13 protein-coding genes are annotated in these 13,839 nt (G+C 62.3%); 5 read left to right on the forward strand and 8 right to left on the reverse strand.

From position 1 onward, the window contains the following. Positions 1-131: 131 nt before the first annotated feature. Genes E5W87_RS14220 through E5W87_RS14230 form a run of 3 tightly spaced genes read right to left on the reverse strand, consistent with a single transcriptional unit; the run spans position 132 to position 3,530 of the window. Entirely contained in the window at positions 132-1,505 is a 1,374-nt protein-coding gene (locus tag E5W87_RS14220; protein WP_292398164.1) for an MlaD family protein, read from the reverse strand. Between the two features lie 14 nt (positions 1,506-1,519). Continuing rightward, positions 1,520-2,341, reverse strand: coding sequence for an ABC transporter ATP-binding protein (locus E5W87_RS14225; RefSeq protein ID WP_292398166.1), 822 nt, complete (start codon positions 2,339-2,341; stop codon positions 1,520-1,522). A 1-nt stretch (position 2,342) separates the two neighbouring features. Then, positions 2,343-3,530, reverse strand: a complete 1,188-nt coding sequence (locus tag E5W87_RS14230; RefSeq protein WP_292398168.1) for an ABC transporter permease — start codon at positions 3,528-3,530, stop codon at positions 2,343-2,345. 100 nt (positions 3,531-3,630) lie between these two features. Here E5W87_RS14230 and dgcA point away from each other — a divergent pair, with 100 nt between their 5' ends. After that, the gene (gene dgcA, locus E5W87_RS14235) at positions 3,631-4,614 is read left to right on the forward strand and encodes an N-acetyl-D-Glu racemase DgcA (RefSeq protein ID WP_292398170.1); all 984 of its coding nucleotides are present in this window, start codon (positions 3,631-3,633) and stop codon (positions 4,612-4,614) included. On the opposite strand, the gene E5W87_RS14240 is transcribed toward dgcA, so the two are convergent. Beyond that, positions 4,585-5,802, reverse strand: a complete 1,218-nt coding sequence (locus tag E5W87_RS14240; protein ID WP_292398172.1) for an MFS transporter — start codon at positions 5,800-5,802, stop codon at positions 4,585-4,587. The two genes, dgcA and E5W87_RS14240, sit on opposite strands and share 30 nt — an antisense overlap. A gap of 128 nt (positions 5,803-5,930) precedes the next feature. Continuing rightward, the gene (locus E5W87_RS14245; RefSeq protein WP_292398245.1) at positions 5,931-6,719 is read right to left on the reverse strand and encodes a UDP-2,3-diacylglucosamine diphosphatase; all 789 of its coding nucleotides are present in this window, start codon (positions 6,717-6,719) and stop codon (positions 5,931-5,933) included. A gap of 152 nt (positions 6,720-6,871) precedes the next feature. Here E5W87_RS14245 and E5W87_RS14250 point away from each other — a divergent pair, with 152 nt between their 5' ends. Continuing rightward, complete coding sequence (locus E5W87_RS14250) at positions 6,872-7,651, forward strand: SDR family oxidoreductase (RefSeq protein WP_292398175.1); 780 nt, start codon at positions 6,872-6,874, stop codon at positions 7,649-7,651. Positions 7,652-8,048: 397 nt separating this feature from the next. Here the strand turns inward: E5W87_RS14250 and E5W87_RS14255 are convergent, their stop codons facing one another. Next, a complete protein-coding gene (locus E5W87_RS14255; RefSeq protein WP_292398176.1) occupies positions 8,049-9,017 on the reverse strand; it encodes an MBL fold metallo-hydrolase in 969 nt (322 codons plus the stop codon). Positions 9,018-9,155: 138 nt separating this feature from the next. On the opposite strand from E5W87_RS14255, the gene E5W87_RS14260 reads away from it, so the two are divergent. Next, positions 9,156-10,100, forward strand: a complete 945-nt coding sequence (locus E5W87_RS14260) for a LysR family transcriptional regulator (protein WP_292398178.1) — start codon at positions 9,156-9,158, stop codon at positions 10,098-10,100. Between the two features lie 194 nt (positions 10,101-10,294). Here E5W87_RS14260 and E5W87_RS14265 read toward each other — a convergent pair whose 3' ends face one another. Continuing rightward, a complete protein-coding gene (locus E5W87_RS14265) occupies positions 10,295-11,368 on the reverse strand; it encodes an alpha/beta fold hydrolase (RefSeq protein ID WP_292398180.1) in 1,074 nt (357 codons plus the stop codon). Positions 11,369-11,512: 144 nt separating this feature from the next. On the opposite strand from E5W87_RS14265, the gene E5W87_RS14270 reads away from it, so the two are divergent. Further along, the gene (locus E5W87_RS14270; RefSeq protein WP_292398183.1) at positions 11,513-12,352 is read left to right on the forward strand and encodes a LysR family transcriptional regulator; all 840 of its coding nucleotides are present in this window, start codon (positions 11,513-11,515) and stop codon (positions 12,350-12,352) included. Between the two features lie 430 nt (positions 12,353-12,782). Here the strand turns inward: E5W87_RS14270 and E5W87_RS14275 are convergent, their stop codons facing one another. Further along, entirely contained in the window at positions 12,783-13,439 is a 657-nt protein-coding gene (locus tag E5W87_RS14275; RefSeq protein WP_292398185.1) for a cupin domain-containing protein, read from the reverse strand. A gap of 176 nt (positions 13,440-13,615) precedes the next feature. On the opposite strand from E5W87_RS14275, the gene E5W87_RS14280 reads away from it, so the two are divergent. Beyond that, positions 13,616-13,839, forward strand: a 224-nt coding sequence (locus tag E5W87_RS14280; RefSeq protein WP_292398186.1) for a hypothetical protein, incomplete at its 3' end; no start/stop codon positions are given.

Below are 13,839 nucleotides of genomic sequence, written 5' to 3' on the forward strand. Positions count from 1 at the left end.
CGCCCGATTTGACCCCGCCCAATTTAAGCACGACCGACTTCACACGCGATCCCCGTTGTCCCCGAATCGTATGAGCAATCCGCATCCGCAGCGCATTTGCCTGCTGTTCTTGGGGCGGGCGAAAGCCGAAGTCAACGCCGCACCCTGCCGTCGAATTGCCGGACCTCGCCTTCGCCGCCTGACAGGATCCGCTGCGGATTGCGGCTCAGATCCGTCACCGCCTCTTCGATGCGGGTGATCGAACGGCGGCTGTCTTGGACCAGCGCTTCGACATTCTGCAGGCCCTGACCCGAGAATCGCGCCAGATTGTTGGTGATGGTGCCGAGGCGGGCGTTCAGCGTGTCGGCGACCTGCTTGAACGATCTCAGCGTATTCCTGGCATCGGCTATCATGCCGTCGGCCTGGCCCGAGCCGAGCAATGTATCGACCTTGGCGAGGATGCCGTCGACGCGCACCGAAGCGTCGTTGAGGCGCTCCGCGAGCTGCTGCGCGTCCTTGATCGTCTGGTCGATATCGTCGGCACGGTTGGCGAATTTGTTGGTCACCTTGGCGATGTCGGCGGCAGCCTCGTTGGCGTTTTCGCTGGCCTTCTGGATGTTGGCTAGCGCGGTGCGAACCTGTGCCGGATCGATGCCGTCGAGAACGCCGTCGACCTTGGCCAGCGTGCCTTGCGTCCTTTGGGCGAAATCGTTGATCGATCCAACCGCGGTGTCGACATTCCTTACGACCCTGTCGAACTGCTTCGAGGTTTCCTTCAGGTTCGTGGTCACCGTATCGACGTTGGCGACAATGCTCTTGATCTGGTCCTTGTCGACGGCTTTCAGCAGCCCTTCCGCCGCCTTCAACGTGCCGTCGAGCTTGCCTGAGACACCCCTCAACTCGTCCGACAGCGAACTGACGCTGGCGAGGAATTTGTCGATGCCGTCGGAATTCTTTGCCAGCGCATCGGAGAAGGTCTGCACGTTGTTGACCGTCTGCGTCAGCGGCCCGCGAACGTCCTTGGTGAAGCCTTCGAGCTGGGTGAGAACCGTATCGGCGCGGGTGAAGATGTTCTGCGCCGTCTGCAACAGGTTGGTGACCGCCGACGGATTGGCGACGATCTCGGCGACCTTGCCCTCCGCTTCCGCCTGGTCGAGAAGCTTCGCTTCTTTGGGGTCGGCGCCCTTGAGTTCGATATTGGCCTGCCCAGTGAGGCCGGCAAGGCCAATATCGGCCTGCGTCGATTTGGTGATCGGCGTCATGCGGTCTATTTCGGTGTCGGCGATGGCCGCGGTCGGATTGTCGACGTCGATATAGACGCGCCTGACATCGCCAACCCTGACGCCGTTGAACAGCACGAAACTGCCGCGGCCGAGGCCGGAAGCCGATCCCGGAATGCGCACCCGCAGCATCGCCGTCTCACCCCTGTCGCCGATCGCAGCCGTCCAATAGACGAACGCGAAAGCTGCCAGGATCGCGGCTAGCGTGAAAATGCCGACAATGACGTAGTTGGCTCTGGTTTCCATTTACCCACTTATGGCTATGCGCGCGCCGCAAGATCAAGTTGCCGCGCACGTTTTCCGCGGAAATAGGATTTTACCCAGGGTTCCTCGCTTCTAAGCATGTCGTCGATCGTGCCTTCGACCAGCACTTTCTTGTTGCCGAGCACGGCCACCCGGTCACAAGCGGTGAACAGCGTGTCGAGATCGTGCGTGACCATATACACGGTCAGATCCATGGTATCGCGCAGCTTGACGACCAGTTCGTCGAACTCAGCCGCGCTGATCGGATCGAGGCCGGATGTCGGTTCGTCCAGAAAAACGATGTCGGGGTCGAGCGCCAGCGCGCGCGCCAGCGCCGCACGCTTGATCATGCCGCCGGAAAGCTCGGACGGGAATTTCTGCGCCGCATCCGGCGGCAACCCGACCAGTTCGACCTTGAGCATCGCCAGCTCGTCCATCAGCTTTCTGGGCAGATCGAGATATTCGCGCATCGGCACCTGCACGTTTTCAAGAACCGTGAGTGCCGAAAACAGCGCGCCGTGCTGAAAGAGGACGCCAAGGCGCATGTCGATGCGAAGACGCTCCCTCTCGCTCGCCTTTTCGACATCGACGCCGAACAGCTTGATCGTTCCCGACTGCTTGTGCACCAGGCCGAGGATGGTGCGCAGGAGAACCGACTTGCCGGCGCCGGAGGCGCCGACAAAGCCGAGGATCTCCCCGCGCTTGATATCGAGCGACAATCTGTCGAGAATGACCTTGTCGCCGAAGGACACGGTGATGTCGTGCGCGGAAAGCACGATCTCGTCTTCGTCGGCCCCTTCCGCAACCCCAGTCGCCTTTGTGCTGCCTTGCGTCGCCATGTCAGAACTCGATCGCCGCGTAGAACATGGCGAAAAGCCCATCGAGGATGATGACCACGAAGATCGACTTCACCACCGAAGCGGTGACGTGTTGTCCCAGCGATTCGGCGCTGCCGCCAACCTTCATGCCTTCGACCGAGGCGATCGTGCCGATGATCATGGCCATGAACGGCGCCTTGATCAGCCCGGCAAAGATGGTGCTGAGATCGATGGCGACGCGCAGCCGGTCGATGAACGCGGCCGGTGCGATGTCGGAATAGAGCCACGCCGCAGCGATGCCGCCGCCAAGTGCGGCGAAATTGGCGATGATCGTCAGGCAAGGCAGCGCGATCACCAGCGCGACCAGCCGCGGAAACACTAGCACGCCGATCGGGTTGAGCCCGATGACCTTCAGCGCGTCGACCTCCTCGCGCATTTTCATCGAGCCGATTTCAGCCGTGATGGCGCTGCCCGAACGGCCGGCGATCATGATCGCGGTCATCAGCACGCCGAGTTCGCGCAGGATCAGGACGCCGACCAGATCGACGACGAAGATATCGGCGCCGAAATAGCTGAGCTGGTAGGCGCCTTGCTGGGCGACGATCGCGCCGACGATGGCCGACATCAGCACGACTACCGGTATGGCGCCGACGCCCATGCGGTCGATCTGGTTGAAGATCGCCGCCGGATTGACCGCATGGCCGCGGCCAAGCTTCATCTGCGAGCCGCGTATCGTGGCGCCCAATATGTTCATCGAGGCCAGGAAATCGTCGCGCATTTCATAGACGCGACGGCCAACCGCCTCGAGGGCGCGAATGATGATGTTGGGCGGCTTTGTGCCGCCGGAATCGGGCTCGCGCCGAACTGCGTCGCCAACGGCGCCGAGCAGGATCGAGGCAATCTCGCTTTGCCCTTCCAGCCTGATCTCGACGCCTTTCTTTTCGAAGGCGCTGACCAGGCGGTCGATCAGCCAGGCCCCAGCGGTATCCATCTTCTCGATATGCGAAAGGTCGAGCGCCAGCGTCTGGAAACCGCTGCGCTTCTCGATTTTGCGCATCTCGGCGTCGACCAGCGTCACGGTGCGCGTCGTCCAGTTTCCGGAGAAGGCGCAGCCCAGAACGCCGCCCTCCTCACCGACCGCTACGCGCGGCTGGTGGTCGGCCTCTCTGGCGGTCGTGCCGCTTGCGAAGCGTTTGCGGATGGTCAACATGGCGTCCTGTTTAGCCTGACGGGCCAATCTGTTTAACCTGACGGAACCCACCTGTCGATTTGCCGACAAGCTCGTTGTCATACAGCCGGAGCAGAAAAATATGGCGCGTGTCATTTCGGTCGAGTCCGAGCGCTTTCCCATCGCCGGGACCTTCACCATTTCGCGCGGCTCGAAGACCGAGGCCGAGGTGATCGCGTGCACGATTAGCCAAGCCAACCATAGCGGGCGCGGCGAATGTGTCCCCTACAAGCGTTATGGCGAGACCATGGACGGTGTTCGCGATGCGATCGAGGCGATGCGGGAGCAGGTTGAAGGCGGCATCAGCCGGGCCGCGCTGCTCGACGCCATGCCGGCAGGCGCGGCGCGCAACGCCATCGACTGCGCGCTATGGGACCTGGAGGCGAAGATCACAGGCAAGCCGGCCGCCTTCAGCATTTGCGCGGCTCCGCCGAGGGCGCTTGAGACGGCTTACACGCTTTCGCTCGGCGAGCCCGAAGCGATGGCAGCCCAAGCCCGCGCCAACGCCGAGCGCCCGCTGCTCAAGGTCAAGATCGGCAGCGACAGCGATATGACCCGCATCCGCGCGGTTAGGGAGGCGGCACCGCAAAGCCGCATCATCCTGGACGCCAATGAGGGCTGGACGGACGATAACATCGTTGCAAACCTCGCCTTTGCCGCCGAGCACGGCATCGCGCTGATCGAACAGCCGCTGCCGGCGGGCCGTGACGGCATCCTTCGCCATATCGCGCATCCGGTGCCGATCTGCGCCGATGAAAGCGTGCATGGGGCAGAGGGCCTTGCCTCGCTTGTCGGCCTCTACGACGCCGTCAACATCAAGCTCGACAAGTCGGGCGGCCTGACCGCAGCCCTCGTCCTTCGCGACCGCGCCCGTGAACTGGGTTTTGGCGTCATGGTCGGCTGCATGGTCGGCACGTCGCTTGCCATGGCGCCGGCCGTGCTGTTGGCGCAGGATGCCGATTTCGTCGATCTCGACGGTCCGCTGCTGCTTGCCCGCGACCGTGTTCCCGGTCTCGTTTACCAAGGTTCGCTGGTGTCACCGCCCGATACGGCGCTGTGGGGCTGAACGCGCCGCAAGTCCGATCAGCGCCAAGCCGATCAGAGCGATCGGGATCATGGCAAAAAAACCATCGACGCCGAAGCGGTCATAAAGCGGGCCGGACATGAGCGTCACCACGGCCGTGAAAAAGCCGTTGGAGAAATAGGCGATGCCTTGCGCGGCCCCGGTACGTTCCTCCGCGACCGTCTCACCGATCATTTTTTGCAGGCCGATCAGCACCAGCGCCACGGAAACCGCATGCAGCGTCTGGACTGCGAAAAATCCGGCAACCCCAAGGCCGAGCGGCCAGACCAAGGGGAAGGCAATCCAGCGCACGATTGCGCCTATCCCGGCCATCACCATGATCGATACGACCGAAAAGGAGCCGAAAACCCGGGTGAAGACCATGAACATGCCGATCTCGGCCACCACACCCCAACCCCAAAGCAGTCCGACAACCTGATCGCCGATGCCGATCGATTTCCAGTAGATCGACACGAAACCGTAGAGAAACGCGTGGCTGGCGGTGATGACGCCGACGCCGATGGAGAAATACAGGAAATAGGCATTGAGGAGTTTTGGTGCCGACTGCTGGATGTCGGTCGCCGAAAGCGGCGAGGCACGGCGGGGACGGCCGAGCCGTGGCGCGATCAGTCCGACGACAAGCGCCGCGCCAAACGCCACGAAGATGATCATCGGAACAGCCTGGGCGCCGGTCGCCGACAGGATGAAACCGCCCGCCAGATTTGCGCACAGATAGGAGATCGATCCCCATTTGCGCATGTTTGCGTAGTTGGAGCCGAAGCGGCGCACCCCCGACAGCGCCAGCGAATCGGCAATCGGCGAATGCGGTGTCCAGACGACAGCGAGCGCCAGCGAGACGGCCAGCACGATGGCGTAGGTCGGCGTCAGGAAATAACCGGCGGAAAGCGCCAGCGATGCGGCCATCAGCGCGACATAGACATGGGCGCGGTCGCTCGCCCTGTCTGCCAGTGCTGTAAGCAATGGCGTCGTCACCACGCGCAGGAACATTGGTGCTGCGAGAATGACGGCTATCTGCTCGGCATCAAAACCTTTCGCCTGCAGCCACAGCGGGAAATATGGCAAATGCGTCCCCAGCGGCACGAAAAGCGTGAAGAAAATCAGGCCCATGCGCAGTTCGAAATGACGCGGCTTGACGAGCTGTTCGGGTGAAAGCGGCGGCAGGGAGGACATCAGCAGGCAATCCGTCGACGCGGCGTTCGGCCGAGTCGGCTTGCAGCGCACGCAATCTCATAACATGCTGAAAAAGTCGGCGAAACCGCGTGGACTAATCGATTAGAGCGAGTTGAGGTCGGGTTTGGTCAGGCCGCCTGGACCGCCCTGCCCTTGATGTCGATCGGCACCAGCACCTCGCTGCCGACCGGCGCCTCCGGCAGGACATGCGCCCAGTGGAGTATCTCCATCTGGCCGTCGAAATGTTCGACCACCGCCGTGCAGCTCTCCACCCAGTCGCCGGTGTTGATATATTGCACATCTTCGTAGTTTTCGATCGCGGCATGGTGGATGTGACCGCAGATCACGCCGTCGACATGCGAGCGGCGCGCTTCCTCGGTCAGCATGGTCTGGAACGATCCGATGAAATTCACCGCCTTTTTGACGTTGACCTTGGCCCAGGACGAAAACGACCAATATGGCAGGCCAAGCAGTTGGCGAAGCCGCGTCACCACGCGGTTGACGAGCATGGCCCCATCATAGGCGTAGTCGCCGAGATAGGCGAGCCAGCGCGCATTGTGGACGACTGTGTCGAACTGGTCGCCATGAATGACAAGCAGGCGCCTGCCGTCGGCGGTCTCGTGGATGGCGCGGTCGGCGACGACGATGCCGCCGAAATGCACACCCTGGAACTGGCGCGCGAACTCGTCATGATTGCCGGCGATGTAGGTGATGCTGGCGCCCTTGCGCGCCTTGCGCAGCAATTTCTGGACAACGTCATTGTGGCTCTGCGGCCAGTGCCAGCTCCGTCTCAGCCTCCAGCCGTCGACGATATCGCCGACGAGATAGATGATATCGGCGTCGTGATGGCGCAGGAAATCGATCAGGAACTCGGCCTTCGCCGCCTTCGATCCGAGATGGACGTCGGAGATGAACATGCTGCGGAAAGTGCGGGGCTCTGCGCCAGGCATTGGAGTCTCACCGTTGCTCTCGCGCTGGCTATGCCCCGATTCATGCAACAACCTTATGACGGTTGCGATTGGTCCAGCCAAAGGGCTAGTTTGCCGCGCAAATCAGAGGAGAAATCGCCATGGATCTCGGTATACGCGGAAAAAAGGCCATCGTCTGTGCTTCGAGCAAGGGCCTTGGGCGGGGTTGCGCCATGGCGCTGGCCGAGGCCGGCTGTGATCTGGTCGTCAACGGGCGCAACGCCGACCAACTGGCAAAGACCGCCGCCGAACTGCGCGAAAGATTTGGCGTCGAGGTGACCGAAATCGTCGGCGACGTGTCGAAGCGCGAGGTGCAGAAGGCGCTGCTTGCCGCCTGCCCCGATCCCGATATCCTCGTCAACAACAATGGCGGACCGCCATTTCGCGATTTCCGCGAGCTCGACCGCGAAAAGATTCTCGAAGGCGTCACCCAGAACATGGTGACCCCGGTCGAACTGGTTCAAGCTGTGATCGACGGCATGGCCGAGCGCGGCTTCGGCCGCATCGTCAACATCACCTCGCTGTCGGTCTATGTTCCCATTCCCGGCCTCGATCTGTCGTCCGGCGCACGCGCCGGTCTGACGTCGTTCCTTGCCGGCGTCGCGCGGACGGTGATCGACCGCAATGTGACGATCAACAACATGCTGCCGGGCAAGATCGATACCGACCGGCTGCGCCCCCCGCATGAAGCCGGAACCCCCGAAGATCCGGCTGCCGCCGCCGCGCGCAAGACGCAGGCAGCAGCCAACGTTCCGGCCAAGCGGCTCGGCACGCCGGAGGAGTTCGGCCAGATCTGCGCCTTCCTGTGCTCGGTTCATGCCGGCTACCTGACCGGGCAGAACATACCGGTGGACGGCGGCGCCTATGTCAGCGCGTTCTAGTACCTAACGCTTGGTACCCGCTGGGAACGGGGGGAGGCGATCCATCTCGGCCGTTCTTGTCACAGATCATAATTGGCAGCCGAGGCAGATCGCGCCTATCGCCACGATACCGATGCGACCTCGTGAAGATCAAGATCGGAAGCTTGGTCGTCGGTCCGCAGATACGGACGCGTGCGATCGTGGTGCAGCAGAAAAGTGATCGACCGGATCAGATTGAGCTGATGGCTGACGCACGGTCGATGGCGACGTTTCGCGCGGCGCGAGGGAGGGTGAGCAGGCTTCTGCCGTGCCAGACCATAAGGAGCCGATTTATCGTCCGAAATCTCAAAGACATCGGCTGCGCTGGCGAGTGGCGGGTGTGGTGTTGAGCAGCGGGGCTATGATGGCCCCTTCCCCGCTACAGTTCATAGGCCCATTCGGCCGGCACGAAGCGATAGGCTTGGCCGTCGCGCGCGACATGTCCGAAACCGGGGAACGGCAAATGCATTCCGGCAATCAGCATCCGGTCGGCAGCGACCCGGTCGAGCGTCCGCTTGCGCGTTTCGGCGGCCAGTTTGGAATCGACATCGAACGCGATGCTCCAGTCCGGGCGGGCGAACTGATAAGTCGCCATATGCACGACATCGCCCCAAATGAACAGCGCGTCGCCATCCGATTCGACGATGAAGCCGGCATGGCCCGGCGTGTGGCCGGGCAATGGCACTGTGCGGATCGAGGCGACCGCCTCGCGCTCGCCGTCCACTTGCCGCAAGCGGTCCGCATAAGCGGCGGCAGCCCGGCGTGCCCCGATAAAGAACGGCTTTGCCTCGTCCGGCGCTTGGTTCATGTTCGCGTCGTCGTGCCAGAAGGCGTAGTCAGTGGCGGTGACGACGAGCTCCGCATTGGGAAACAGCGCCTCGCCGGCGGAGGTCAGAACCCCGTTGATATGGTCGGGATGCATGTGGGTGATCAGCAAAGTGTCGACCTGGTCGGGAGCAACGCCGGCGGCCTGCAAAGCCGCGGGAAGATGGCCGAGCGCCGGACCGCTGCCGTCCGACATACCGGCGTCGATGAGCACCAGCCGGTCGCCGAGATTGACGAGATAGGCATTGACGGGCGTGCGCCGCGGTCCGGGCTTGTTGAAGCTGGCCTCCGCCAGACGCCCCGCCTCGGCGTCAACGAGGCCGATGAAAAGCTCCGATTTAATGTCGATATAGCCGTCCAGCAGCGCCGTGACCTCGATCGAACCCACCTTGCGGCGCAGCGCGCCAACGGTGGGGGCATTAGCCAGTGGCGCGCGGGCCAGTGCCGGAACGGAGGGGCCGGCTAGAAGGACGCCGCCGGCTAGACCGGCACTGGCGAGGAAATGGCGGCGGGAAAGCGTCATGGCATCATCTCCGGTTGGGATCATAGAGCTGCGGGCAGAGCGAGGCGGGTCTACTTCATAGGTTCAGCTTTTTGAACTTGCCGGTTTCTTATATCGGTTATTAGCCTTGCTTATTAATCACGACAGGGAGTTGCCATCATGGATCGCTTGACCGAGCTCACCAGCTTCGTACATGCCTCCGAAAGCGGCAGCTTCTCGGCAGCGGCACGTGAACTGGGCTTGAGCCAGCCGGCCGTCAGCCAGCAGATCCGCGCACTGGAAAAACGCCTCGGCGTCCGGCTTTTTGACCGCACAACTCGGTATGTTTCTCCGACGGAAGCTGGCCGGCGCTATTTGGAGCGTGCCCGGGACATCATCGAGCGCCTCGAAGAGGCGGACCGCAGCGTCGGTTGCCTCGAATCAAAGATGTGTGGACGCCTTGCTGTCGGCGCGCCGGCCAGCTTCGGTGCCGGTGTGCTTGGCAACTATCTAATCGAGTTCAAGCGCACCTATCCGGAACTGATACTCGACGTGGCGCTGACCGACAGCTTCGTCGACGTGATCGCAGAAAGGCTCGACGTCGTGATCCGCATGGGGACCATCGATGACAATCGGCTGATCGTGCGCAAGCTCGGGATGATGGAGCGACGCCTTGCGGCAACGCCGGACTATCTCGACCGGATGGGAAGGCCGCGGCGCCCACAGGATCTTGCCGAGCATGACTACCTGCTTTATGCCCATATCACGACCCGCGATATCGTGCCGCTCACCGGCCCAGGCGGCGAAAAGGCCGAGGTGCTGATCCGGCCGACCATGTGCTCCAACAATTCGCTCCTTAACCAGCAGGCACTGCTGTTTGGCATCGGCATCGGCCTAGGGCACAAGGTAATACTCGACCCGCTCGTCGCCCAAGGGCGGCTCGAATATGTGCTGCCGGACTGGCACTACGCACCGCATCACGTGCATGCGGTCTATCCGTCGAACCGCTTCATTCCATTGAAGGTCAGGCGCTTCGTTGACGGCTTCACCGAGCACCTCGCCGCGATGGGTGCGCTCATCGATGACAAAAAAGCATGTACATGCAAGGAAACGGCGCCGGCCTAGTGAAGTCTGACGTTTGTACGCGCAGGGAAATGGCAGAGGCGGAGAATCGAGATGTGGCGCGGCGGAGATAGGCTTAGCCCCGCAACCGCGGTGAGTAGCTGTCGAGTGGACGGTAGCAGCAAAGCCTGGAGGCGGTAGACTTGACACCGTTGCGGCTGCTGCTCCCGCAAGACACATGAAACTTCCCTACATGGTCATTGCTCCGGTCGATCCAGAAACCGCTTCACAGCGTCGAGGAACACACCGCGTCCTGCGGCCTCGCGGTCGAGATGGACGAAGTGGGTGGCGTCCGGGATGTCCAGACGTTCCGCTTTTGGTGCTTCGTCCACGATTGTCTTCGCATCCTCCGGCCGGCTCCAGAAATCTCGTCCGGAGCGGATGACGAGCACTGGCATGGTCAGTGCCGCCGCCGACCATTGCCGGCGATCGAACGCCAGTTCGAAGCTGTCGGCCATGGCGCCGCTCGGTGACCGGAAACTCGGCGGCAGGCGCGTCGACGCCGTCTCGTCAGAGGCGAGTGCTGCATCACCATAGGCAGCAGTGACCGCGGGATCGCGCCACTGAGCCTTGTCTGCGACCGGGATGCTGTCGTCCCAGGCGGTGAAAAGGCTCGGACGTGTGTTCAGCCGATAACCGCCGAACGCATGGACATTGAACGCCCCGGGCCGGTCGGGATTTTCAAGTGGCGAGCCGGTGCCAAGGGTGGGATGCCGGTCTGAGCCGCCATACAGGGTATTGTAGAGGATGAGCCGATCAACCGTCTGCGGAAACCGGCTGGCATAGCCGCCGGCCCAATGCCCGCCGGTGGCCCAGCCGACGAGGCTGACCCTCGAAACGTCGCTCCATTTGGCGATGGCGTCGACCGTTGCGGAAATATCCGCCACGACGTCTTCAGTGCGGATCAGGGGAGCGGACTGGTCAGGCGGCCTGTTCATCGCCGTGGGGCGGCTCGATGCGCCGTAGCCGCGGAGATCCAGGACATAGACAAGGTGCCCGTCCGCCGCGAGGTCGGCGGCAAGCGATCCGCCCGCAACGGGCAGATCGAAGGACGCAACGCCGGGCACGCGTGCGCCATGGATGAGGAGGACGGCGGAGTTGGCTTCGGACGCTGCGCCAGGACGGCGCACCTCCCGGACGAAGAGGCGCTCGCCCGTCCGAAGTTCGACGAACCTGTCGACCCGGACGAGATCCGGCTCTCCGGCCGATGCTGGAGCGGAGGCCATCATGGCTGCTGTGAGCACAAGGGGGAAGACGGTGAAGTGGGACATGATATCTCCGGTGGCAATTGCGTTCCGGGAAGACTGTCAGCTATTCGATATCTTATCGATGACGTGTTTAATGATGTTTGATATCGTCAGGATATGGAACTTCGGCATTTGCGACATTTCCTCGCTGTTGCGGAGGAATTGCATATGGGGCGTGCCGCACTGCGGCTGGCCATGGCGCAGCCTCCGCTTAGTCAATCGATCGGGCGTCTGGAGAAGGAGCTCGGCGTCAAGTTGTTCGAGCGGGCCAACCGCCGCCTAACCCTAACGCGCGCGGGCTCGGCCTTCGTAGACGAGGCTCGGGCATCTGTACGGCACGCCGATTCGGCGCTTCACATCGCCCGCGCAGCGCATGGCGGCGAAGCTGGCGAGATCAGGATCGGCTTCGTTTCGGCGGCTCTCTACGAGCATCTGCCGCATCTCCTGTCCCGGCTTCGCGAGAAATATCCGGACATCCGTCCAAAGCTCATCGAGGTGTCCACCAATGAGCAGATTGCGGCGTTGTCGCGGAGTGAGATCGACATCGGTTTTGTGCATCCACCGCTCGGGACCGACGAACGTCTCGACGTCCATGACTATCCTGCTGAAGATCTGATCGCCGTCCTGCCCGATGACCGGCGGATGCATGGGGTGACGCTGGCGGACATCGCCCACCATGGGCTCATCATGTTTCCGGCTGCACAAGGCCCGGCGCTCCATGCCCGCATCATGGACACCTTCACCAAGGCTGGCCTCGACGTGCGGATCGTCCAGGAGGCAACGCGGGCACTAACCATGCTCTCGCTCGTGTCCGCCGGCTTGGGCGCTGCCCTGCTGCCACGATCGACACAGCGCCTTATGTTTCGGTGCGTCCGCTATGCACCTATCACCGACGTATCGCTGCCCGCGTGGCCACTTGCCGTGATCGCGAAAAGGCGGCCACGGCCGACCATTGTCGATAGCGTCTGGAAACTGCTTGAGGGTAGCGCTGGGATCACCTCGATTTAGCGATCTGGTATTGCCAGCCTGCGTGCATTCGCAATCGTCTCGGAGGTTGAGGCGTCAGTGGCTCCACCGACTGAAGTACAGAAATACCTTGAGTTGGAGTGGTGCCATCACCGAGCAGTGCAGCAGGTTGCGTTTGAACATGCGGGAAGACCAAGCTGAGCGTCTCCTCGGCTTCCATCCGTAGAAATTCGGGGCGTAATCCATCGCCGCGCTTGGCAGCGATTAGGTGAAGACCTTGCAGTAACGGCAACATGAATAGGCTCCTTCGTTGTGTTCAAGCTCAGGCGATATTGCGTCTGCGACGACGCGCGGAGGGCTCGAAATCCTGCGACTTGATGGCGCGGATTTTAATGGGCGACTTGTCCGTTTGTGATTTCTGCTGGCTCGCTGCACGATGCTTGCTCCTTGGTTTTGATGATGAATGGTTCGCTCATTTTCGGCACAGTCCCCTAGGCGTCCATTTCGGCGCCGGGATCACCGCCGCCTGGGACGCGTCGTGCAGGATCAGCACGATCGATCGAAGATGCTCGCTGCCGGTCACGGTGAGCGCCATCGGGCGATCGGCGGGGATGACATGGCTGTTCGTGCCGCGACGCTCGATGGTCTTGCCGTTGGGGGTCTCCATGCAGACTTCGCCCGCCACCACATAAACCGCCTCGGGGCCAGGATGGCGATGGACTGGTGCGGAGAAGCCCGGCGGAAGCACGGTCTCCATGTAGACTGCGGCGTGCTCGCTGGCCTCGCTGACCGGCAATGGACCAATCTGCGCGGCGCGTTGCCCTCCACTCGGCAGCCATCCCACTTCCGCGATGGTGAAGAGCCACACCTTGCCCATCGACTCGATGATGGTGCCCGATAATCCCTTGGCGGCCTCGGCCTCAGCCCAGCTCGTAAACGTGTCGATATGCCAATAGAGCGGGCTTCGGAGGGCTGGACGCAGGGCCTCTCGGCCCATGATCCAACAGCCAACTTCGCCGGTCCGATCGCTCGCTGGGCGACAGGTTATATTGTGCTGCGCCGCGACGGGGCCTATGATGCCAGCCATCGTCAGCATCCCGAGTATCGTTGTAAGCACGATTTTCGACACGCTTCGTCTCCTTCGCTGCCGCGAGATCGGAAGTCGTCGCGCCGACCTGACACGGGTTGGATTTGTCGCCAAGTTGGCGGGAGTTGAGCGGGCCGGCCATACCAGGATTCTGGTAGGCCGGCAGAAACACGGGCAACGCAGCGCATTGAAGCTGGCCGGCACTAGGGAGAGGCCGCATGCTCATCAGTCATTCGGCAATCACCGCCCGCCAAGACATTGCACGTCTTTGCCACAGCGGGCTCGACTCGCTGACGTTGCGGGCCGAGGCCATCCGGCGCCTGCGGCGTGTGCTGCCGATCGATTCATTTTGGTTCGCGACCGCCGACCCAGCGACGTTGCTGTTCACGGGTTCGTTGGTCGAGGCGATCCCGGAAAGTGCGACGCCGCTGTTCGTCGCCAA

It is taken from the genome of Mesorhizobium sp. (genome assembly GCF_004962925.1).
In the GTDB taxonomy this organism is placed as follows: Bacteria; Pseudomonadota; Alphaproteobacteria; order Rhizobiales; family Rhizobiaceae; genus Mesorhizobium.

Bases quoted from the DNA above. Each gene is read 5' to 3' on its own strand.
- E5W87_RS14220 (WP_292398164.1), bottom strand. From the start codon at position 1,505: ATGGAAACCAGAGCCAACTACGTCATTGTCGGCATTTTCACGCTAGCC.
- E5W87_RS14225 (WP_292398166.1), bottom strand. From the start codon at position 2,341: ATGGCGACGCAAGGCAGCACAAAGGCGACTGGGGTTGCGGAAGGGGCC.
- E5W87_RS14230 (WP_292398168.1), bottom strand. From the start codon at position 3,530: ATGTTGACCATCCGCAAACGCTTCGCAAGCGGCACGACCGCCAGAGAG.
- dgcA (WP_292398170.1), top strand. From the start codon at position 3,631: ATGGCGCGTGTCATTTCGGTCGAGTCCGAGCGCTTTCCCATCGCCGGG.
- E5W87_RS14240 (WP_292398172.1), bottom strand. From the start codon at position 5,802: ATGTCCTCCCTGCCGCCGCTTTCACCCGAACAGCTCGTCAAGCCGCGT.
- E5W87_RS14245 (WP_292398245.1), bottom strand. From the start codon at position 6,719: ATGTTCATCTCCGACGTCCATCTCGGATCGAAGGCGGCGAAGGCCGAG.
- E5W87_RS14250 (WP_292398175.1), top strand. From the start codon at position 6,872: ATGGATCTCGGTATACGCGGAAAAAAGGCCATCGTCTGTGCTTCGAGC.
- E5W87_RS14255 (WP_292398176.1), bottom strand. From the start codon at position 9,017: ATGACGCTTTCCCGCCGCCATTTCCTCGCCAGTGCCGGTCTAGCCGGC.
- E5W87_RS14260 (WP_292398178.1), top strand. From the start codon at position 9,156: ATGGATCGCTTGACCGAGCTCACCAGCTTCGTACATGCCTCCGAAAGC.
- E5W87_RS14265 (WP_292398180.1), bottom strand. From the start codon at position 11,368: ATGTCCCACTTCACCGTCTTCCCCCTTGTGCTCACAGCAGCCATGATG.
- E5W87_RS14270 (WP_292398183.1), top strand. From the start codon at position 11,513: ATGGGGCGTGCCGCACTGCGGCTGGCCATGGCGCAGCCTCCGCTTAGT.